A 19,763-nucleotide genomic window follows, 5' to 3' on the forward strand; every position below is an offset into this window, starting at 1 on the left:
GTCAGGACCGCGGTACGGTCTCCGGGCCGCCGGCGGGCTCCTCCGCGGGTGCGGGCTCCTCCGCGGCCGCGGGCTGCGGGACCTCCGGGGGGCGGCGGAACATCCGGGTGGCGGTGATCTCGCCGTGGATCTGCTCGCCCTGGGCGTCCTGCGCCGGGAGGCCGGGCCGCAGGTGCTCCTCGACGCTGATGTACTTCAGGCCCGCGCGCAGATCCGCGTCGTTGCGCAGCCGCACCACGAGTGGGAACTCCGCGAGCGCCGTCGTGTCGAACAGCCCCGTCGTGTAGAGGAGCTGCACGCCCAGCGCGTCGGCCACGGCCCGCTGGAGTTCCAGCAGGTAGGTGGCGTTGGCGCGGCCGATCGGGTTGTCGAGGAAGAGGGTGCCGGCGTGCCGCTGCCGGTCCCGGCCGCGGTCGTTGCTGCGCAGCGCGGCCATCGTGCAGTAGAGCGCGATCGCGGCGGTGAGCAGCTGGCCGCCGGAGAAGACGTCGCCCATCTGCCCGACCGGGACGCGCTCGGCGCGCAGCACCGCGTCCGGCTTGAGGATCTCCACCGCGACACCGCGCGGCTGGAGCGCGGCCGCGACCGCGCGCAGCAGCAGCGACATGCCGTCGCGCCGCAGGTCGGCGTTCTTGCGCAGCGCCGACCTGGTCGCCTCGTCGATGACCTCGCCGAGCCGCTCGGTCAGCACCGACTGGTCGGGGTCCTCGAAGCGGATCCGCAGGAACTCCTGGCCCGACCACTCGCCGAGGCCCTCCGGCAGCCGGGAGAGCCGCTGCGCGGAGCGCAGCGTCGCGAGCGCAGACTCGACCAGGCCGCGCAGCCGGTCGACGATGATCTCCCGGTTGCGCTCCAGCTGCTCCAGCTCGTCGGTGAGCACCCGCAGCCGCGGCGCGAACGCCGCCGCCCACGCCGCCGCGTGCTCGGGCAGCGCGGCCGCGGGCAGCTCCCGGATCTGCTGCCGGGCCGGCGTCCTGACCTGCTCGAAGCGGACCGCGTTGGCGTGCCGGACGAGAACGTCCGCGGCCTCCCGCAGGCGCGTCTCGGCGGCGGACAGATCCGCGGCGCAGCCGCGCAGGCTGCGCCGGGCCTCGGCGGCGGCCTGCCGGGCGGCCTCCTGGCTGCCCGGGTACGGCTCGGGCTCGTCCTCCTCCGGCTGCTGCGGGCCGGGGCCGTCCCGCAGCAGGTCGCGCAGTAGCGCGGCCGTCTCGTCGAAGCCGCTCGCGGCGTCCTCGGCCGCGCGGTGCGCGGCGACCAGGCCCGCGTGCGCGTCGGTGGCCTGCTCCAGCGCCTCGGTGCGGGCCGCGACCTCGGCGGTGGCCGCGCGCAGCAGCTCCTGGGCGTGCTCGGCGTCGCGCGGGACGAGGGCGCCGGGCAACTCCGTGTGGTGCGGCTCGCCGTCGGCCGGGGCCAGCCGCTCGGCCTCGCCGCGCAGCCGGCCGAGCTGCTCGCTGGCGGCGGAGGCGCGCGACTCCAGCGTCTGCACCAGCTCCTCGGCGCGGGCGGCCGCGGCCTGCCGGGAGGGGCCGTCGGCTCCGTCCGGGCCCTCCAGCAGCTGGGCGGCGCGGCTGCGCACCTTGTTGGTCAGCCGGTCGAGTTCGACGAGCGCAGCGTTCTCGGTGCTCTCCGCGCGGGCCTGCTCGGCCCGCAGGTCGGCGCCGACGCCCACCTTCTCGTAGACCTCGGAGGCCGCGCGGTAGGCCTCGCGCAGCGCGGGGAGGGACGCGGCGGGCGGGGCCGCGTCCGGCGCCGTGCCCGACGCGCCGTCGTCGGGGGCCCCGGCGATCTCGGCGCGCTCGGCGCGCAGCACGCGGGCGGTGCGGCGGGCGTCGTCGGAGGCGCGCTGGGCGGCCCGGCGGTCCTCGTCGGCGGCGCGGGCCCTGGCAAGGCAGGCCTCCGCGCGGGCCTCCGCCTCGGCGGCGTCCGCGGCCAGCTCACGCGCCCTGCGCTGCCAGGTGGCGCGCTCGCGGAGCCGGTGGGCGAGCCCGGACAGCGCGTCGGCGGCGCGCCGGGCCTGCTCGGCGGCGGCCCGGCGGACGTCGCTGTCCTGCGCGGCCTCGGCGGCGGCCGCCTCCGCCTCGGCCCGGTCGGTACGGGCGTCGGCCAGCTCGGCACGGGTACGGCGTACGGTCTCGCGCGCCGCGGCGACCTCGGCGGCCAGCTCGGCGAGCCGCCCCTGCGGACAGGCCGCGCGCCAGGAGGCGAGCCGGGCGGCGAGCGTACGGTCGAACGCCAGCCGGGCGGCCAGCGTCCGGATGTCCTCCTCGCGGGCGGTGGCCCGGGTACGCAGCGCCTGCCGCTCGCCGTCCGCGGCGAATTCGTCGTGCATCGCCGGATTCGGCGGGACGAGGAAGACGTCGGGGCTGCCGGAAGCGGTCGCGGGCGGCGGGGCGAGCAGCGCGGCGGCGGTGCCCACGGCGACCGCGGACCTCGGCAGCAGCGCGGCCTGCTCCAGCACCTCGCGGGCCCGCCGGTAGGAGCCCGCGTCGGTGACCACGACGCCGTCGACCAGCTCGGGGCGGGACGCCAGGACCAGCGCGTGGTCGGCGGGGTCGACGGCCTGGGCCAGGTAGCGCCAGCCGGGCAGCGCCGGGATGCCGTGCTCCCCGAGGAATTCGACGGTGGCCAGCACGTCGGGGCCGGGCGGCAGCAGACCGCCGTCACCGAGCGCGGCGAGGATCCGGGCGTCGTCGGCTGCGGCGGTGCGCAGGTCGAACAGCTGGCGCTCGGCGGAGGCGACGGCGCTGTCCAGAAGCTCGCGGAGCGGCTCGGCGAAGTCGTCGAGCACGGCGGGGGTGAGGCCGTCGCCATCGGCGAGGTGGCCGAGCACGGCGGTGGCCGAGGAACGGCCGGGACGGGAGCCGTCCGGGACGTCACCGTCAGCGAGGTCACCGGATCGAGATGCGGCAGCCGCCGAAGACCGGCCAGGGCGGGAACCGTTCGGGACGTCACCCTCGGAGAGGCCACCGACCACGGCGCGGGCCTGGGACCGGGATTCGGCAGCGGCCGAGGAACGGCCGGGACGGGAGCCGTCCGGGACGTCACCGTCAGCGAGGTCACCGGATCGAGATGCGGCAGCCGCAGGGGAACTGCCACGGCGGGTGCCGTCCACGGTGGCGCTGGATGTCCCGGGAGCCGACTCGCCCGGGCCGGCGGTCCCGCCGGGGTCCGCCGGGGGTGCCGCGGACCCGGGAGCACCGGCGGTCGCGGTCGCGCCGGGCGCCGGGGGCACGGCGGCGCCCGAAGCTCCCGAGGCGGCACCGCTGCTGCCAGGTGCGGAACCCGGCGTGCCGCGGCCCGGCGCGGACGTACCGCCTGCCCGGGCTCCCGGGACGGAGGCGGCGTCCTGGGGTGGGGCGCCCGGCTCGGTGCGGGGGGCGGGGAGGCTGAGGAGCGCGGTCATGCGGGGCTCGGCGGTCAGCGCGGTGGCGGCGACGGTCGCCGCGGCCAGGGCGGATTCCGCGGTCGAGAGCGCGTCGGCGGCGCGGGCCGCGGCCAGTTCGGCGCGGGATTCGGTGCCGGCGGCCTCCCGTGCCCGGGCGGCGGCGGCACGTGCGGACTCCGCCGCGGCGCGGGCCAGGTCGCCCGCGCTCTCCTCGGTGGCGGCGGCGGCCAGGGCGGCGCGGGCCGGGTCGGCGTCCGGCGCGGAGTCGTCGAGCCAGCCGGACCGTACGGCCTGCGCGGTCTCCTGCTCGACCTCGGCGAGCCGCTGCGCGAGGTGCCCGGCCTCGCTGCGGGCGCGCTGCGCCTCGGTAGCGGCGGCGGTCGCGTCGCGGTGGGCGGCCTCGGACCGCTCCTGGAGCTGCGCCGAGCGCTCCTCCTCGGTGTCGGCCTGGGCCTCGGCGCGCGCGGCGGCGCCGTGCAGGGCGCGGACGAGGTCGGCGGCGGCGGTGGTACGGGCGGCGAGCGCGGGGGCCGCGTCCCGTTCGGCCTCGCGGATGGCCACGCTGACGCGGTGCAGCCGGTCCTCGGCGGCGCGCTGCCGCAGCACGGTCTCGGCGGCCTGCCAGGCGGAGTGCAGGGTGCGGGCGTCGCCCAGCTCGCGGCGCAGCGCGGCGGCGCCCTTGTCGGCGGCGGCCAGGGCGAGCGAGGCGTGCCGGTAGGCGATCTCCGCGGCGGTGAGGGCGCTGCCCGCGCGGGAGTGCCCGGCGTCGGTGACGGCGTGCGCGGCCTGCGCCATGTCCTGCGCGATGTCGGCGGTGCGGTCGCGTTCCTGCCGGGCCCGGGCGGTGAGGCGGCGGGCCAGCAGCCGGGTGCGGCGTTCGGACTGGGCGTGGACGGCGCGGGCCTGCTCGCGGGCCTCGGCGGTGTCGGCGATGCGCTGGAGGAGGTCGAGGGAGCCCGCGGTGAAGTCGCGTTCGGCGGTCAGCTCGGCGCGGCGGCCGAGCTTGCCGGCGAAGCCGTGGACGAGGTCGGCGAGGCCGTCGGTGTCCCGGGTGTCGGTGACCGCGCGCAGCAGCAGGTCGGTGAAGTCGGAGTCCTTCTTGACCGCGAAGAGGCCCGCGGCCTCGCCCTCGTCGGCGTTCATCTCGCGCTGGTAGCGGAAAAGTTCGGGGTCGAGGCCGAGGTTGCCGAGGTGCTCGTTCCAGCGGTCGTGGATCTCCTCCCACACCACGTCCAGGTTCGGGTAGGCCTTGCCGGCCTCGGTGAGGGCGTCCCGGAAGCCCTTCATCGTGCGGCGCCGGCCGCGCGCCCCGGAGGCGCCTTCGACGGGCGGGCGCACAGCGGTGGACTCGGCGACCGGCAGCGAGTCCAGGCTCATGCCGGGCCCGGGGCGGAAGGAATACCAGGCCTCGGCGAACTTGCGCGGGTCGGTGGAGACCTGGCGGCCGCGCCACTCGCTGACCTTGCCGACGACGACCAGTTCGCCGGTCAGCGTGTGCTGCCACTCCAGGGCGACGTGCCCGCAGTCGTCGGCGAGCAGGAATTTGCGCAGCACGCCGGAGCTGGCGCCGCCCAGGGTGTTGCGGTGGCCGGGCAGCATGACCGAGAAGATCAGCTTGAGCAGGACGGACTTGCCGCCGCCGTTCTCCAGGAAGAGCACGCCCGCGGGGGCGGGGCGGCGCGGCGGGCCGGTCGGCTCGTCCGCGAAGAAGTCGCCCTGGGCGGGCGCGGGCCGCGGCACGGGTTCGCCGACGCCCCGCAGATCGAGCACGGTGTCGGCGTAGCGCGCGCCGGCGGGCCCGATGGAGTAGAGGCGGAGTCGGGAAAGCTCGTACATGCGGCGGACTCTCGTGGCTGGAGGGGTCGGTGGCGGGTGGTCGGGAGGGCGGGGCGGGCGGTCAGGCGGGGGTGTGGAAGGGCAGTCCCGCGTCGGCGACCAGGTCCGCGCCGTCGTCGGAGGCGGCGGGCAGCAGGCTCGCGGTGCCGTCGGTGACGGCCACGACGCCGAGCTCCAGCAGTTCGGCCATGGCCGCGCTGCCGGCCATGTCGCGGACCTGGAGCTGGTAGCGGGCCGTGGTGCGGTACGTACCGCCCGCCTCGTCGCCGGTGCGCTGGAGGAAGCCGGAGTCGACCAGGAAGGTGACGGCCTTGGCGATGATGCCGGTGGTGGAGCCGGCCAGCCGCCGGGCGTCCTTGGTCGCGCCGGTCGCGCTGCGCCTGCTGTAGACCCGCCAGGCGGCTTCGAGGCCGGGTGCGTCGCTCGCCGGGTCGGTGACCTCGCCGCTCTCGTCGGCCCGCTCCTCCAGCCGGCGGCAGGCCTGCCGGACGAAGGCGTCGACCCCGTTGACGGTGATACGGCCGATGTAACCGTCGTCCGCGAGATCCTCGGGGCGGGGGAAGGCGAGCGCGGCGGCGGCCAGGTGGGCCAGGCCGTGCAGGAAGCGGTCGCCCGCGTCGGAGGCGGCGCGCCGGGCGTAATCCCCCATCCGGACGGCGAAGACGGAGTCCTCGGCGGCGGCGACGGCCATCCCGGCGCGCGGCGAGACCTCCAGGACGATCAGGCCGAGCCCGGCCGCGACCGCGTCGGCGGTGCGGGCGAAGCCCGGGTCCTCACGGTGCCGGCGGATCAGCTCGGCGTACTCGGCGTCGCGGGCGGGCAGCAGCTTGGGTTGGAGGCCGAAGCCGACCAGCCGCGCGGCGTCGGCGACGTCGCCCGCGGTCAGCGCGCCGCCCTCCCGGTCGCGCAGCGCGTCCCGCTCGCGCGGGGCCTCGCGGGGCTGCTCGTACGCGTCGGGGGCGGCGTATCCGTCGTACGCGTCGCGCCCGGTGTCGCGGCCCGCTCCTGCGCCGGGCGCGGGGGCCGCCGCGCTCCTGCGGTCGGTGCGCTCCTCGCGGTCGTCGGTCACGGCGTCCTCTCCTTCTGCTCCTTGGGCTCCGCGGGGCGGGCGGCGAGGCGAGCGGTGCCGAGGACGAGGTCGGCGCCGCCGAATTCCGGGTCGTCCAATTCCGTGCCGTCGTCCACGGCGAAGAGCAGCTGCGGCTCGCCCTGCCGTACGGCGGTGCCCACCGGCGGCGACGCGGCGTGCAGGGACAGCAGCGCGACGAGGTAGGGCAGCTCCGGGTCGAGGGCGCGGGCCTGGGCGAGCAGCCCGGACAGCCGGCGCGGTGCGTCGTGCGGCAGGTCCAGCAGGTCGAGGGCGGCTTCGAGCTGCTCGTCGGAGAAGCGGCTGTCGTCCGGGGTGGCGACGAGATCCGGCTCGGGCATCTCGGCGCCGAGGTGGTCGCGTTCGACCGGCGGGGTGAGCAGCAGCTCGACCAGGTCGGTGACGCGGACGGCGGCGGGGGTGCGCAGGCCCGTGCCGCGTGCGAAGAAGGCGTCGGTGACCCGGGAGGCGTGCTCGACCGGCAGCGGCAGCAGCGGGGCGACGAGCTGCCCGTACAGGTCGAGTCCGGCGCGGGCGGGGGGCGTGGCGAAGGCCTGCCGGTCCTGCTCGGCGCGGAAGAGCGGGCCGGCCTCCAGCAGCCGGGACTGGAGCTGGGTGTGCCGCCGGATGCAGTCCTTGACGATGTCGACCAGCTCGGCGGCGCGCCGCTTGTGCTCGGGATCCTCGGCCTCGTCGCGCGCCTTGCGGATGTTGGTCAGGATCGCGTTCTCGTGCCGGTAGCGGTCGGCGACGTGGTCGAGGGCCTCGGAGATCAGGTCGGGGACCTGCTGCAGCCAGTCCACCGCCCGGACGTTGCGCCGGGTCGCCTCCAGGGTGCGGCGCAGCGTCTCGGCGTACTGCACCGTGCGGTAGCGGGCCTGCTCGGCGGCGAGCTGGGCGTCGGCCAGCCTGCCCCGGCTGATCAGCACCTCCAGCTTGACCTCGGCGGCGATCTGGGCGCTGGTGACGTCGGTGTCCAGGGCGCCCACCAGGACGTTGACGGCCTCGTCGGTGGCGCGCAGGTAGACGCTGCCGCCGGGGCCGGGCACCTCCTCGACGAGCTTGAAGTCGTAATCCCTGCGGACGTACTCCCCGTCGGGGCCGAACGTGCCGTAGACGGCGCGGAATCCGCGGTCGGCGCTGCCGACGTTGATCAGGTTCTCCAGCACCCAGCGGGCGACCCGCTCGTGCTCGGCGTGGGAGCGGGCGGGCGTCTGGGCGGCGACCCGGGGCATCAGCCTGGCCACTATCTGGTCGTGGTCGGCGCCGGTGTCGAAGTCCATGTGGAGGGTGACCAGGTCGATCGCGGCGAGCGCGACCTCCGCCATCGCGTACACCGAATACTCGCCCGCGAGATTGGCCTTGCGGGCGTCCAGGTCGTGCAGCGGGGCGGTGCAGGCGAGCGCCTTGAGGCGGCGGGCCAGGCCCTCGTCGGCGGCGGGGCCCGGAGCCGGCCGGGGGGCACCCGGCAGCGGATACGGGACGGTCGTGGTCACGCCCCACACCCTAGGCGGTGCCACCGACATCGCACGAAACGGCACGGATCGGCACGGGGCGGGCGCCCGTTGTCGGTGCGGGATGCCATGATCGGTCCACCGGCATCGTACGGCAGGCGCGGGGGCCTGCCGGCCGGGCGGAGGCACGGAGAGGACGGCGAGGCGGGCATGGCGGACAACGCCGGGAACGGGTCGGCCGCGGGATCCGGCAGCGGTGCGGCGGGGGCGGTCGTCGACCTCAACGCCGACCTCGGCGAGGGGTTCGGCCGCTGGCATCTCACCGACGACGACGCGCTGCTGGAGGTCGTCACGAGCGCCAACGTAGCGTGCGGTTTCCACGCGGGCGATCCGGCGACGATGCGGCGGGTGTGCGAGCGGGCCGCGGCGAGCGGGGTGCGCATCGGGGCGCAGGTGTCCTACCGCGATCTCGCCGGCTTCGGGCGGCGGGCGATGGATGTGCCGCCGGACGAGCTGGCGGCGGAAGTGGCGTACCAGATCGGGGCGCTGGAGGTCTTCGCGCGGGCGGCGGGCGCGCAGGTGGCGTACGTCAAGCCGCACGGGGCGCTGTACAACCGGGCGGTGCACGACGCGGAGCAGGCCGCCGCGATCGTCGACGGGGTGCTGCTGGCGGGGCGGCTGCCCGTGCTGGGGCTACCCGGCTCGGAGCTGCTGGCGGCCGCGTCCGCCGCCGGACTGCCCGCGGTGGCCGAGGCGTTCGCCGACCGCGCGTACACCCCGCGGGGCACGCTGGTGCCGCGCCGCGAGCCCGGCGCGGTGGTCGGCGAGCCGGAGGCGGTGGTCGAGCGGGCGGTGCGGATCGCCTCCGGCGCGGGGGTGGCCGCGGTCGACGGGCAGCCGGTGGCGGTCGCGGCGCGGTCGCTGTGCGTCCACGGCGACACGCCGGGCGCCGCGCAGCTCGCCGCCCGGGTCCGGGAGGCCCTGGAGGGGGCCGGGGTGCGGGTGGTGGCGTTCGTATGACGTACGGGGCGGGTGCGTCATGAGGTGCCGGGTGCTGCCGATGGGGCGTGACGCGGTGCTGGTCGAGACCGAGGACGGCGCGGGCGCGCAGGCGCTGCACGCCGAGCTGCTGCGGCGGCGCGCGGCCGGGGAGTTCGCGGAGGTGCGGGAGATCGTGCCCGCGGCGCGGACGGTGCTGGTCGCGGGCCTCGCCGATCCGCGCGGCTTCGCCGCCGCCGTGACCGGCTGGGAGGTGCCGCCCGCAGGGCCGGGCAGCGGCGAGCCGCAGGAGCTGCGGGTGCGTTTCGACGGGCCCGACGTGGCGGAGGTGGCCGCGCTGTGGTCGGTCGCCCCGGCGGAGGTGCCCGGCATCGTCACCGCGACGCCCTTCCGAGTGGCCTTCTGCGGTTTCGCACCCGGCTTCGCCTATCTGACCGGCCTGCCACCCGAGCTGCACGTCCCACGCCGCCCGACCCCGCGCACCGCGGTACCCGCGGGCTCGGTCGCCCTGGCCGGCCCCTACGCGGGCGCCTACCCCCGCTCCTCCCCCGGCGGCTGGCAGCTCATCGGCACGACGGACGCCCCGCTGTGGGATCCGTCCCGCGACCCGGCCGCACTGCTCTCGCCGGGCACGGAGGTCCGCTTCGTGGAGGTGACGCCATGAGCGGGGCCCGCGGGGCGGGCGGGGGCCGAGCCCTGCGGACCCGCCGGGCGGACGGGGGCCGAGTCGTGCGGTCCCGCCGCGCTTTGCCGCCGGCCGGCGGGTGGCAAGGGCGGGCCGAAGGCTGGGCGGTGGCGGGTGACGGCTGCCGCAGCGGGGCCCGTGCGGGCGGGAGCCGAGCCCTGCGGACCCGCCGGGCTTTGCCGCCGGCAGGCGGGTGGCGGGAGCCGGGCGGAGGCTGGGCGGTGGCGGGTGACGGCTGCCGTGTCCCTGCGTCTGCTGGCGTCCCGTGCCGGTCGGGCAGCGGCCTCCGCCTCCGTGCCGTGACCGGTGTGAGCCGCAGGCGCGGCCGCGGCACACCGGGTCCGTGGCGGGAGTGCGCGCCGCGGGTCCGTGCCTGGCGTGGGCCCGGCGGGGGCGGTTCGGCTCAGCGGTGGCGCGGGCGCGGTGCCGGGCAGTGCCTTCCGGCGGGTGCAGGTGGGCGGGGATCGGGGGGAGGGGGGCGATGAGCGTGGTGGGGTTCGTCGTGGTGCGGGCCGGGGCGCTGACGACCGTTCAGGACCTGGGGCGCGCCGGGTACGCGCATCTGGGGGTGCCGCGGTCCGGGGCGCTGGACGTGCCGGCGTACCGGCTCGCGAACCGGCTGGTCGGCAACACCGAGGGGGCCGCCGCGCTGGAGACGACGGTGAACGGATGCGCGCTGCGGGCCGTGCGGCCGCTGCTCGTCGCCGTGACCGGAGCGCCCTGCCCGGTACGGGTCGGCGGCCGGCCCGCCGCGTGGGGGGCGCCGGTGCGGGTGCCGGGCGGCGCGGTGCTGGAGGTCGGCGCGGCGACGGCCGGCCTGCGCTCGTACGTCGCCGTGGCCGGCGGGCTCGCGGTCGAACCGGTGCTGGGCAGCCGCTCCGCCGACCTGCTTTCCGGGCTCGGGCCCGCACCGCTCGCCGACGGCGCCGAGCTGCCGGTCGGCTCCGGGCGGGGTGCCGGCTGGGCCGTCGCCGACGTCCTGCCGTACGGGCCCGCGGGCGGGGAGTTGGTCCTGCCGCTGGTGCCGGGGCCGCGGGACGGCTGGTTCGCGCCCGGCGCGCTGACCGCGCTGGTCACCGGCGAGTACGCGGTCTCCCCCGCCTCCAACCGGATCGGCCTGCGCACCGTCGGCCCCGCGCTGGAGCGGGCGGCCGGGCGGGACGGGGAGCTGCCGAGCGAGCCCATGGTGCCGGGCGCCGTCCAGGTGCCGCCGGACGGGCGCCCCGTCGTCTTCCTCGCCGACCATCCGACGACCGGCGGCTATCCGGTGATCGGTGTGGTGCCCGAGGAGTCGCTGCCCGCCGCGGCCCAGTCCGTGCCGGGCAGCAGGATCCGCTTCGTCGTACTGCGTTCGGCGGCCCGTCCCGCGGGATGAACGGGCGGCGCCGCCGTGACGCCCAGCGACTCCAGGGCCCGGGCGGTCGCCTCCCGGGCGGCGTGGTCGAGCAGCGGCGCGGTGCCGCGAGCGGTGTGCCGGTATTCCTCGGCGGCCAGCCGCAGCAGATCGGGCAGTAGGTCGGTGCAGCGGTCCGCGACCCACTTCGTGCCGCGGGTCGCCATCCACCACACGGAGGCGGTGCGGCCCGGCGGCGGGCCGTCCGGCGCGAGCCGGGGCGCGGGTCCGGCGGCCAGGCCCGCGGAGGCGAGCAGGGCGTGGAAGTCGGCGGCCAGCATCCGGTGACCGGTCTCGCTCGGGTGCAGCCGGTCGGCGCTGAGCGCGCCCGGGCTCGTCGCCCAGGGCCGCCGGGCGGCGTGCAGGTGGAGGGCGCCGTGGTGGGCGGACAGGGCGTGCACGGTGTCGTTGAGGGCGTGCATCCGGCGGCCCAGCGGGCGGGCCAGCGGCCACGGCAGCCGCAGCACGGTGCCGGGGTCCGGGAGGCAGGCGGTGAGCACGACCGCGCCGCGGGCGCGCAGGGCGCCCAGGGCGGCGTGGAGGTCGGCCGCGGCCCGGTCGATCGCGAAACCGCCGCGCAGGGTGTCGTTGCCGCCGACCAGGACGGAGGCGAGGTGCGGGCGGTGGTCGAGCGCCGCGCCGAGCTGCGGGCCGGCGACGTCGCCCGTGCGGGCGCCGCTGCGGGCGAGGTTGAGGAGGTCGGCGTCCAGGCTCGCTGCGAGGATGCCGGCCCAGCCGCGCCAGCCGCCGGCCGGCGCGGGGTCGCCGAGGCCCTCGCTGACGGAGTCGCCGAGCACGGCGAACCTGAGCTCACTCATGAGCCGGGCCTTTCGCGCCGCGGGAGCTGGGCGCGCGGTTCCCCGCGCAGCTGAGGGGGTGCCACCTGGCGCGGGACGCCGCCTTTCCCGCCGCTGGGGTTACGCGCGCAGTTCCCCGCGCCCCTCGCGACGGGCTGCCACTCGGGCCCGTACGCGACCGTCCGCCGGTGGACAGCCGAGCGCGCGGTTCCCCGCGCCGCTGAGGGGGTGCCACCTGGCGCGGGACGCCGCCTTTCCCGCCGCTGGGGTTACGCGCGCAGTTCCCCGCGCCCTTCGCGACGGGCTGCCGCCCAGGGCCTCTACGCGACCATCCGCCGGTGGACGGCTGAGCGCGCAGTTCCCCGCGCCCCTCGCGACGGGCTGCCACCCGGGCCCGTACGCGACCATCCGCCGGTGGACAGCTGGGCGCGCAGTTCCCCGCGCCCCCGAGGGGGTGCCACCTGGCGCGGGACACCGCCTTTCCCGCCGCTGGGGTTACGCCCGCCCCTCGCGGCCGACTGCCACCCGGGGCCCGTACGCGGCCTTCCGCCGGTGGGCGGCTGGGGGCGCGGGTTCCCGCGTCGGTGGGGAGGGGGCTCATCGGGGGATTCCGGTGGGGAGGGCGGTGTGGGCGGCGAGGAAGGCGGAGACGGCGGCCGGCCAGGTGTAGAGCTCGGCGCGGTGGCGGGCGCGGGTGCGGCGGGTGGGGGCGGGTACCGCGAGGAGGGCGCGGACGGCGGCGGCCAGTTCCGCGGGGGTCGTGCCGGAGTCGCCCGCGGGGCCGATGATGTCGGGGAGCGCCGACCGGGCGCTGGCCACCACCGGCGTGCCGCACGCCAGCGCTTCGAGGGCGGCGAGCCCGAAGGTCTCGACGGGGCCGGGTGCCATCGCGACGTCGGCGGTCGCGAGGATCGCCGCGAGGTCGTCGCGGCGGGCGACGTGGCCGAGGAAGGTCACGGGCAGGCGTGCCGTCCTGGCGTGGGTGGTGAGCCGGCTGCGCAGCGGCCCTTCGCCCGCGACGACGAGCGCGGCGTCGACGCCGGCCCGCCGCAGGTGCGCGAGGGCCTCCAGCGCGTCGTCGGGCCGCTTCTCGGGGCTGAGCCGGGAGCAGAGCACGAGCATGACGGCGGCGCCGTGCGCGTACCGCTCCCGCAGTCCGGGGTCGTGGTGGCCGGGGTGCAGACCGCAGAGGTCGACGCCGAGCGGGGCGCGGACGACGTTGCGGGCCCCGATCCGGCGGAATTCCGCCTCCGCCCACCCGGTGGTGCACACCACGCGCGTGTAGGAGTGCGCGGTGCGGCGGTTGAGCGCGTCAGCGGCGCGGCGGGCGGCGGCGCCCGGGACGCCCCAGGTGCCGAGGACACCGTCGGCGCTCTCGTGCGACACCATGACGGCGGGCACCCTGCGCCGCCGGGCCCATTCGCCGGTCCAGCGCAGGGTGGTGCGGTCGGAGACCTCCAGCCGGTCGGGCGCGAGCGACGCGAGGACGGCGGCGACGGGCGCGCGGCGGGTGAGGACGCGGTAGCCGCCGCTGCCGGGGATCTCCGGGCCGGGCAGGGTGATGACGCGGCCCTGCGGGGTGGTCTCGTCGGACGCCTCGGGGCCGGGGATGACGAGGACGGGCTCGTGTCCCGCCGCCGCGTATCCCTCGCCGAGGTGGCGCAGCGCGGTGCGCAGGCCGCCGGAGACGGGGGTGACGAAGTTCGCGACGCGGACGATGCGCAGGCCGGCGGTCTTCACGCGGCGACCGTCGCGCGCTCGCCGAGCACCTGGTCGTAGTGGGAGAGCAGCAGGTCGCCGACGGCTTCCCAGCTGCGGTCGGCGACGGTCGCGCGGGCGGCGGCGCCGTAGCGGACGCGCAGCCGCGGGTCGGCGTGCAGCAGCCGGACGGCGGTACGGACCGCGAGGTCGTCGCCGGGCGGCACGAGCAGGCCGGTGCGGCCGTGGTCGACGAGGTCGAGGGGGCCGCCGGCGGCGGGGGCGACGACCGGGACGCCGCTGGCCATGGCTTCCTGGACGGTCTGGCAGAAGGTCTCGAAGGGGCCGGTGTGGCAGAAGACGTCGAGGGAGGCGAAGATCCGGGCGAGGTCGTCGCCGGTCCTGCGGCCGAGGAAGACCGCGCGCGGCATCGCCTGGCGCAGCCCGGGCCCGCTGGGGCCGTCGCCGACCACCACGACCCGCACACCGGGCAGCTCGCACGTCCCGGCGAGGAGTTCGACGTGCTTCTCGGCGGCGAGCCGGCCGACGTAGCCGACGATCAGCTCGCCGCGCGGGGCGAGTTCGCGGCGCAGCGTGTCGTCGCGGCGGCCGGGGTGGAAGCGGGTGGCGTCGACGCCGCGCGGCCACAGGTGGACGCGCGGGACGCCGTGCTCGGTGAGCGCGGCCAGGGACGCGCTGGAGGGTGCGAGGGTGCGGGCGGCGGCGGAGTGGACGGCGCGGATGCGGCGCCAGGCGGCGGCCTCGCCCGCGTTCAGGTACGTCCTGGCGTAGCCGGCTAGGTCGGTCTGGTAGACGGCGACGGCGGGGATGTGCAGCCGGGTCGCGGCGGCCTGGCCGCGGACGCCGAGGACGAAGGGGCTGGCCAGGTGGACGATGTCGGCGCGGTGGGCGGCGATCGCGGCGGCGGTGCGGCGGCCGGGCAGCGCGACGCGCACCTGGGGGTATCCGGGCAGCGGGAGGGAGGGGACGCGGACGACCGGGCAGGGGAGGTCGGCCTGCTGGTCGCCCGGTCCTGCGGGGGCGATGACCAGCGGGTCGTGGCCGGTCCTGGCGAGGTGTTCTGCGGTGCGCAGGGCGCAGTGGGCGACACCGTTGACGTCGGGCGGGAAGGATTCCGTGACGATGGCGACTCTCATACGGAGGTTGTCGCCGGGCCGGGCGTTGTCACGGCCACGAGGATCTTTCCCGAAGGGGAACGCCCCGTGAGCGTTGGCCCGCGCCTCACGCTCCGGCCCGGTCCTTCGTGGCGCGGGCCGCCTTCCGCGCCGTTCGGCGGGGCCGGGAGCCCCGCGGGGCCCGGGCGGCGTCGGCCCCGGCCCCGGCCCCGTGAGGGCGCCTCAGCGCCCGGTGCCGCCGGAGCTGAGCCTGCCGCGGACGGCGGTCTGCACCTCGGCCTCCTCGGCCGGATCGGCGGCGAGGCGGCGCAACTGGGTCAGGACCCGGACGTCGCCGGAGGCGGCGCGGTGCGCGGCCAGTTCGCGGGTGGCCTCCTCGCAGTCCCACAGGCACTCCACCGCGAAGCCCGCGGCGAAGCCGGGGTCCACGCACGCCAGCGCGCGGGCGGCGGTGCCGCGCAGCTGCGAGCAGGACGTCTCGCGGTACAGGTGGCGCAGCAGCGGCGCGGCGTGGCAGGCGGCGAGCCGCCCCACCCCCTCGACGAGCGGCTCGATGCCCTCGGCGTCGGCGCCGTCGTTCTGGACGGCGCGGCGCAGCGCGGCGAGCACCAGGCCGCTGTCGGCGGGCTCGCCGTGCCGGGCGAGGGTGCGGGCGGCGGCGGCGCCGAGCGCGTCGGTGCGGGGGGCCCAGTCGCGGGCGCGGTCCAGGGCCGCGCCGTCGTGCATGCGCTCGAAGGATTCGACGGCGGCCCGCAGCACACGTTCGTCGGGGGATTCTGCGGCGGCGCCGATCAGGTCGAGGCAGCGCGGGTCGCGGCGGTCGGACAGGTGCCGCAGGGCGGCGGCGCGGGCGGCGGACGGGCCGTGCCCGGCGGCCGCGAGCAGTGCGGGGCGGTCCTCGGGCCCGGCGACGGCGGCCAGGCAGCGGGCGGCGGGCTGGTCCCGCTCGACGGCGGGGTGCGCGTCGAGGCCCTGCTGCGCCCAGTCCAGGACGGCGGCGACCCCCCAGCCCGGGGTCGGGCCCGCCGAGCGCAGCTGGCGCTGCCAGCGGTCGAAGCTGACCTGCTCGCCGGCCCGCCGGACGCGTTCGGCGGTCTCAGGGTGCACGGCGTCCTCGGCCCACAGCTGCCAGGGCCGGGGCTCGTAGGACTCGCGGACGGCGCGGGCGAGCTCCGCGTCGCCCTCGGGGGTGCGCGGGAAGCGGGCGACGACGGCGGGACCGAGGGCGCGCAGCCCGGCCTCCCCGTCGCGGACGGCCAGCTCGTCAAGGGCCCATTCCCAGCAGCCGCCGGTCGCGGCGTAGCGGCGCAGCAGCCGCAGCGCGTCCCGCCGGCCGTACCCGGCGAGGTGGCCGAGTACGGACAGGGCCAGGCCGCAGCGGTGCTCGTCGGGGGCGATCACGTCGTCGGGGTGGAAGAGGTGCTGTTCGATCCCGTCGAGCGGGCCCTCCAGGTCGGAGTAGAGCCGCGCGTAGTAGAGGGAGCGCGACTCGACCCGCCAGTCGAGCCGGGGGTCGCGCAGCACGCAGTGCTCCAGGGCGGCGAGTGCCTCGGCCCGCGGCGCCGCGAGGGCGTGCAGGGGACCGTCTCCGCGCCCCCGCTGGAGGAGGCCGAGAAGAGTGCCACTGGGCGCTATGTCTGGGTCGAACATGAGGTCAGCATCCGGTGCGGGGGATTCCATGGCAACGGGATTTCCGCTGCTGATGCCCGGCATCCTTACCTCCCACCGGGCGTTTCATGCCTGGCGGCAGGGGTGGACCACGAGGGGGACGGGCGGCGGCAGCCTACCGACTCGGGGGCGCGCTGTCGCTTCCGGTACCCCCGTCACCAGGAGCAAGATGGCTCCCGGGGGGCGGTGACGCGTCCGCCGGGCGGCGGCCGGACGGCCATCGGGTGGCCAAAAACGCGCTGAGCAGCTGGCATATGCCAGAAGCACCACCGGATCGGGTATCGCGGAAACCCTTACGGGCCATCGCTCCCTGTGCAACAGTCGTTACCGGCCCCTTCCGTCCGCCACGGCCGAGAGCGCCTGCCAGCAGACACGTTCGGAGTGCGTCATGCCGTCCCCCACGCATGCGGATCACACCGCCGCGCAACTGCCCGACCCCGGTGCGGTGGACGCGCTCATCACCGAGGCGCGCCACCTGCGCACCCGGGTCGACGCGATGCTGCGCGACGGCGACAGCGAGGGCAATCCCCAGCTGCGCTGGCGGCGCGCGCTGTGCGACCTCGCGGTGCACCAGCTCGACGACCTCGGCGCCCATCTCGGGCAGCTGCGGGACGGCCTCGGCGACGACGGCACGCCCGACGGGCGGCCGCCGCTGCTGGACGTACCGCTGCGCGACGGCGGGCCCGACGCGGCCGCCGTGGGCGCGCTGGGCCGGGCGGGCAGCGCCCAGTGGGATCTGCTCACCGACACCGCGCACTGGTCGGACGAGCTGTACCGGATCTTCGGCCGCACCAGCGACGACGGGCCGCTCACCCTGGACGAGCTGCCGTCGTGGCTGTTCGCCGAGGACCAGGCGCTGCTGACCGGCATGGTGACCGGCTGCCTGGTGGACGGGCGGCCGATCGACGGCGAGTTCCGCATCGTGCGCGGCGACGGCTCGGTCCGCACCGTGCACATGGTGGGCGAGCCGGTGCTCGGCACCGACGGCGGCACGGAGTCGATGTGGGCGGTGCTGCGGGACGTCAGCGACCTGCGGCGCAGCCAGCGCACCCTGCGCGAGACCAGGGAGTCGCTGCAGCGGCAGCGGCAGATCGCACAGACCGAGCGGCGGATGGCGGTCGAGCTGCAGGAAGCCGTGCTGCCCCCGTGGCGCGGCGCCCAGCGCTTCCCGCAGGACGGGGGGCCGACCACGATGGATCTGGCGGCGCACTACCTGCCGTCCGCGACCGGCGCGCTCATCGGCGGCAACTGGTACGACGCGATGCAGTTGCCGGACGGCTCGTCGTTACTGACCGTCGGGGATCTCACCGGCCACGGCGTCGCCGCCACGTCCGGCATGGCGATGCTGCTCGGCGCGCTGCGCGGCATGGCCGTCGCGGGCCTCCAGCCCGGCCCGCTGATGGGCTGGCTCAACGAACTGCTCGACACCTCCCCGCAGCCCGCCCTGGGCAGCGCGCTGTGCTGCCGCTACGACCCCAGCACCCGGGTGCTGCACTGGGCGCAGGCCGGCCACCCCGCCCCGCTGCTCTTCCGCGACGGGGCAGGGCGGCTGCTGGACACGCCGGACGGCGTGCTGCTCGGCGCGACCTCGGGTGCGCAGTACGCCCAGGCCCGCGAGCAGCTCGCGCCCGGCGACCTGCTGGTGCTGCACACCGACGGACTCGTCCCGCGGCGCGCCGCGGCCGAAGGCCTGGGCGTGCCGGAGGCCGACGGGGGCGGGCACCGGCTGCTGGCCATGGCACCGCGGCTGACCGCCGCCAGGAGCGCACAGGACTGCGTGCGGATGGTGGCGGAGGAGTTCGGCACCCCGGACCGCGAGGACGACGCCTGCGTGCTGATCGCCAGGATCGGCTGAACGGCAGCGGCAGGGAGCGCGCCGTAAGACGGCCGTACGGTGCCGGGTCAGGGGCAGCGGACAGCCGGAATCGGGTGCGGGAACGGGTGTGGGGAAAGTGCGCAGTAACGATGCCCGGCGTGGCCGTCAGGCCTCACGGTAGCGGGCTCCGCCGGCGCCTCCCGCCTTCTGCCGCGGCAGCTTCGACTCGATCTCCTGCCGCAGTTCCTGCACCCGGCTGTAGTCGGAGTAGCGCCCGGTGAGGCGGTACATCTCGCGCAGCCGGTCCCAGGTGCGGTGCGAGGAGGTCTGGCCGATGGTGAGCAGCGCCATCCGGGCGTAGCGGTCGGCCTGGTCGGGGTCGTCAGCGATGAAGCAGGCCGAGGCGAGTGACAGGTAGTCGAAGATGGTCGACCGCTCGTGGCCCTCGGTGCGCAGCCCGAGGGCCTGCTTGGCGTGGACCTGCGCCTGCAGCGCGGCGGCGGGCTCGTGCTCGGCGAGGGTGCGGTAGGCGAGGGCCTGCATGCCGTGCAGGTCGGCCTCGTCGAAGTTCTGCATCCAGTCGGGCGCCGGGCCCTCGGTCCGGTCCGACACGAACAGCTCCTCGGCCTCGCCGAGCGTGCGGCGCATCGCCTGGCCGCGCCCCATCGACGCCTGCGCCCAGGCCTCGATGGTGTGCAGCATGGCGCGGGTGCGCGGCAGCGACTGCTCGCCCGCGCCGGACTGCGCGAGCTTCATCAGGTCCAGCGCCTGCTCGGGCTTGCCGAGATGCACCATCTGCCGGGCGGCGCGGGAGAGCGCCTCGCCGGCGCGCGGCCGGTCGCCGCCCTCGCGCGCGGCGTGCGCGGCGATCAGGAAGTATTTCTGCGCGGTGGGTTCGAGGCCGATGTCGTGGGACATCCAGCCGGCGAGGACCGCCAGGTTGGCGGCGACGCCCCACAGCCGGCGCTGGAGGTGCGCCGGGTGGTGGTAGGAGAGCATGCCGCCGACCTCGTTGAGCTGGCCGACGACGGCCTTGCGCTGGAGCCCGCCGCCGCGTGAGGCGTCCCAGGCCCGGAAGACCTGCACCGAGGCCTCCAGCGAGTCGACCTCCTGCGAGCCGACCGGGGCCGCCTCGTAGCGGTCGTAGTCGGCGGGGTCGGCGTGCAGCGGGTCGTCGAGGACGGGGGCGTCGGCCGCGAGGGCCGGGTCGGAGTGCAGCCAGTCGTACATGGCATTGCTGATGACGGTGCTTGAGGCGAGCGCGGCGCCCGCGCCCACCAGACCGCGTCGGTTGAGCATGAGGTCCATTCCCGTGAATTCGGTGAGGACCGCGGCCGTTCTTTCCGGCGCCCACGGAAGGCCGTCGCCGGCCTTCTTCCTGCTCGTCTGCCGGCGCCGGTCGAACCCGAGATCCTCGATGGTCACGACACGGCCGAGACGCTCGGTGAACAGCACGGACAGCACCTTCGGCACGGGATCGCGCGGCGACTCGCCGGTGTCGATCCAGCGGCGCACCCGCGAGGTGTCGGTCGCCAGCTGCGGATGGCCCATGGCCGCCGCCTGCCGGTTGACCAGCCGCGCGAGCTCGCCCTTGGACCAGCCGGTGAGTGCGAACAGGTCCGCGAGTCGGGTGTTGGCCACATTGCCCACGTCAAGCCCCCAGGTTCCTCGGCGCTGTTGACACTATTCCCCGCGGCATCCCCCCGACATGGGCCGCGCGACTATTCGCCAGGGTTCGCCAGGGTCCGCCAGATGGTCTGCCACGGCCGCCCGGGTGTCAGGTAGGAACGCGCCACCCCGTCCCGGCGC

The 19,763-nt window shown here is 77.1% G+C and carries 12 protein-coding genes; 4 read left to right on the forward strand and 8 right to left on the reverse strand.

The genetic code is table 11. The features are described 5' to 3' along the window. Position 1: 1 nt before the first annotated feature. The 3 genes from ACH4SL_RS31825 to ACH4SL_RS31835 form a co-directional block, all read right to left on the reverse strand. Positions 2-5,221 carry a hypothetical protein gene (locus tag ACH4SL_RS31825; protein WP_398452099.1) on the reverse strand — a complete coding sequence of 1,740 codons (5,220 nt, stop codon included), beginning with the start codon at positions 5,219-5,221 and terminating at the stop codon, positions 2-4. 61 nt (positions 5,222-5,282) lie between these two features. Beyond that, positions 5,283-6,131 carry a hypothetical protein gene (locus ACH4SL_RS31830; protein ID WP_398452627.1) on the reverse strand — a complete coding sequence of 283 codons (849 nt, stop codon included), beginning with the start codon at positions 6,129-6,131 and terminating at the stop codon, positions 5,283-5,285. Positions 6,132-6,286: 155 nt separating this feature from the next. Further along, on the reverse strand, positions 6,287-7,834 hold the full coding sequence (locus ACH4SL_RS31835) for a hypothetical protein (protein WP_398452102.1): 1,548 nt from the start codon (positions 7,832-7,834) through the stop codon (positions 6,287-6,289). A 138-nt stretch (positions 7,835-7,972) separates the two neighbouring features. Between ACH4SL_RS31835 and ACH4SL_RS31840 the strand changes: the two genes are divergently transcribed. The 3 genes from ACH4SL_RS31840 to ACH4SL_RS31850 all read left to right on the forward strand — a co-directional run bounded on the left by ACH4SL_RS31840 (position 7,973) and on the right by ACH4SL_RS31850 (position 10,821). Beyond that, positions 7,973-8,782, forward strand: coding sequence for a LamB/YcsF family protein (locus ACH4SL_RS31840; protein ID WP_398452105.1), 810 nt, complete (start codon positions 7,973-7,975; stop codon positions 8,780-8,782). Between the two features lie 19 nt (positions 8,783-8,801). Continuing rightward, the gene (locus tag ACH4SL_RS31845; RefSeq protein ID WP_398452108.1) at positions 8,802-9,425 is read left to right on the forward strand and encodes an allophanate hydrolase subunit 1; all 624 of its coding nucleotides are present in this window, start codon (positions 8,802-8,804) and stop codon (positions 9,423-9,425) included. A 502-nt stretch (positions 9,426-9,927) separates the two neighbouring features. Then, complete coding sequence (locus ACH4SL_RS31850) at positions 9,928-10,821, forward strand: biotin-dependent carboxyltransferase family protein (RefSeq protein WP_398452111.1); 894 nt, start codon at positions 9,928-9,930, stop codon at positions 10,819-10,821. On the opposite strand, the gene ACH4SL_RS31855 is transcribed toward ACH4SL_RS31850, so the two are convergent. The 4 genes from ACH4SL_RS31855 to ACH4SL_RS31870 all read right to left on the reverse strand — a co-directional run bounded on the left by ACH4SL_RS31855 (position 10,707) and on the right by ACH4SL_RS31870 (position 16,120). Next, a complete protein-coding gene (locus ACH4SL_RS31855; RefSeq protein WP_398452114.1) occupies positions 10,707-11,657 on the reverse strand; it encodes an SGNH/GDSL hydrolase family protein in 951 nt (316 codons plus the stop codon). The genes ACH4SL_RS31850 and ACH4SL_RS31855 overlap by 115 nt on opposite strands. A gap of 576 nt (positions 11,658-12,233) precedes the next feature. Next, entirely contained in the window at positions 12,234-13,376 is a 1,143-nt protein-coding gene (locus ACH4SL_RS31860; protein WP_398452117.1) for a glycosyltransferase, read from the reverse strand. Next, positions 13,373-14,491: a glycosyltransferase family 4 protein gene (locus ACH4SL_RS31865; protein WP_398452120.1), complete on the reverse strand. Its 1,119-nt coding sequence runs from the start codon at positions 14,489-14,491 to the stop codon at positions 13,373-13,375. The genes ACH4SL_RS31860 and ACH4SL_RS31865 overlap by 4 nt, the downstream gene beginning before the upstream one ends. Positions 14,492-14,692: 201 nt before the next feature. Further along, positions 14,693-16,120: a HEAT repeat domain-containing protein gene (locus tag ACH4SL_RS31870; RefSeq protein ID WP_398452123.1), complete on the reverse strand. Its 1,428-nt coding sequence runs from the start codon at positions 16,118-16,120 to the stop codon at positions 14,693-14,695. 406 nt (positions 16,121-16,526) lie between these two features. On the opposite strand from ACH4SL_RS31870, the gene ACH4SL_RS31875 reads away from it, so the two are divergent. Further along, the gene (locus ACH4SL_RS31875; RefSeq protein ID WP_398452126.1) at positions 16,527-17,993 is read left to right on the forward strand and encodes a PP2C family protein-serine/threonine phosphatase; all 1,467 of its coding nucleotides are present in this window, start codon (positions 16,527-16,529) and stop codon (positions 17,991-17,993) included. Between the two features lie 126 nt (positions 17,994-18,119). Here the strand turns inward: ACH4SL_RS31875 and ACH4SL_RS31880 are convergent, their stop codons facing one another. After that, positions 18,120-19,604, reverse strand: a complete 1,485-nt coding sequence (locus ACH4SL_RS31880; RefSeq protein ID WP_398452129.1) for a hypothetical protein — start codon at positions 19,602-19,604, stop codon at positions 18,120-18,122. Positions 19,605-19,763 lie beyond the last annotated feature (159 nt).

The organism is Streptomyces sp. NPDC021020 (assembly GCF_044333285.1).
Taxonomy (GTDB): domain Bacteria; phylum Actinomycetota; class Actinomycetes; order Streptomycetales; family Streptomycetaceae; genus Actinacidiphila.

What these genes read in the sequence shown, in the direction of transcription:
- ACH4SL_RS31850 (WP_398452111.1), top strand. Translation starts at nt 9,928, where the DNA reads ATGAGCGTGGTGGGGTTCGTCGTGGTGCGGGCCGGGGCGCTGACGACC.
- ACH4SL_RS31835 (WP_398452102.1), bottom strand. Translation starts at nt 7,834, where the DNA reads ATGTCGGTGGCACCGCCTAGGGTGTGGGGCGTGACCACGACCGTCCCG.
- ACH4SL_RS31840 (WP_398452105.1), top strand. Translation starts at nt 7,973, where the DNA reads ATGGCGGACAACGCCGGGAACGGGTCGGCCGCGGGATCCGGCAGCGGT.
- ACH4SL_RS31855 (WP_398452114.1), bottom strand. Translation starts at nt 11,657, where the DNA reads ATGAGTGAGCTCAGGTTCGCCGTGCTCGGCGACTCCGTCAGCGAGGGC.
- ACH4SL_RS31865 (WP_398452120.1), bottom strand. Translation starts at nt 14,491, where the DNA reads ATGAGAGTCGCCATCGTCACGGAATCCTTCCCGCCCGACGTCAACGGT.
- ACH4SL_RS31870 (WP_398452123.1), bottom strand. Translation starts at nt 16,120, where the DNA reads ATGTTCGACCCAGACATAGCGCCCAGTGGCACTCTTCTCGGCCTCCTC.
- ACH4SL_RS31845 (WP_398452108.1), top strand. Translation starts at nt 8,802, where the DNA reads ATGAGGTGCCGGGTGCTGCCGATGGGGCGTGACGCGGTGCTGGTCGAG.
- ACH4SL_RS31825 (WP_398452099.1), bottom strand. Translation starts at nt 5,221, where the DNA reads ATGTACGAGCTTTCCCGACTCCGCCTCTACTCCATCGGGCCCGCCGGC.
- ACH4SL_RS31875 (WP_398452126.1), top strand. Translation starts at nt 16,527, where the DNA reads ATGCCGTCCCCCACGCATGCGGATCACACCGCCGCGCAACTGCCCGAC.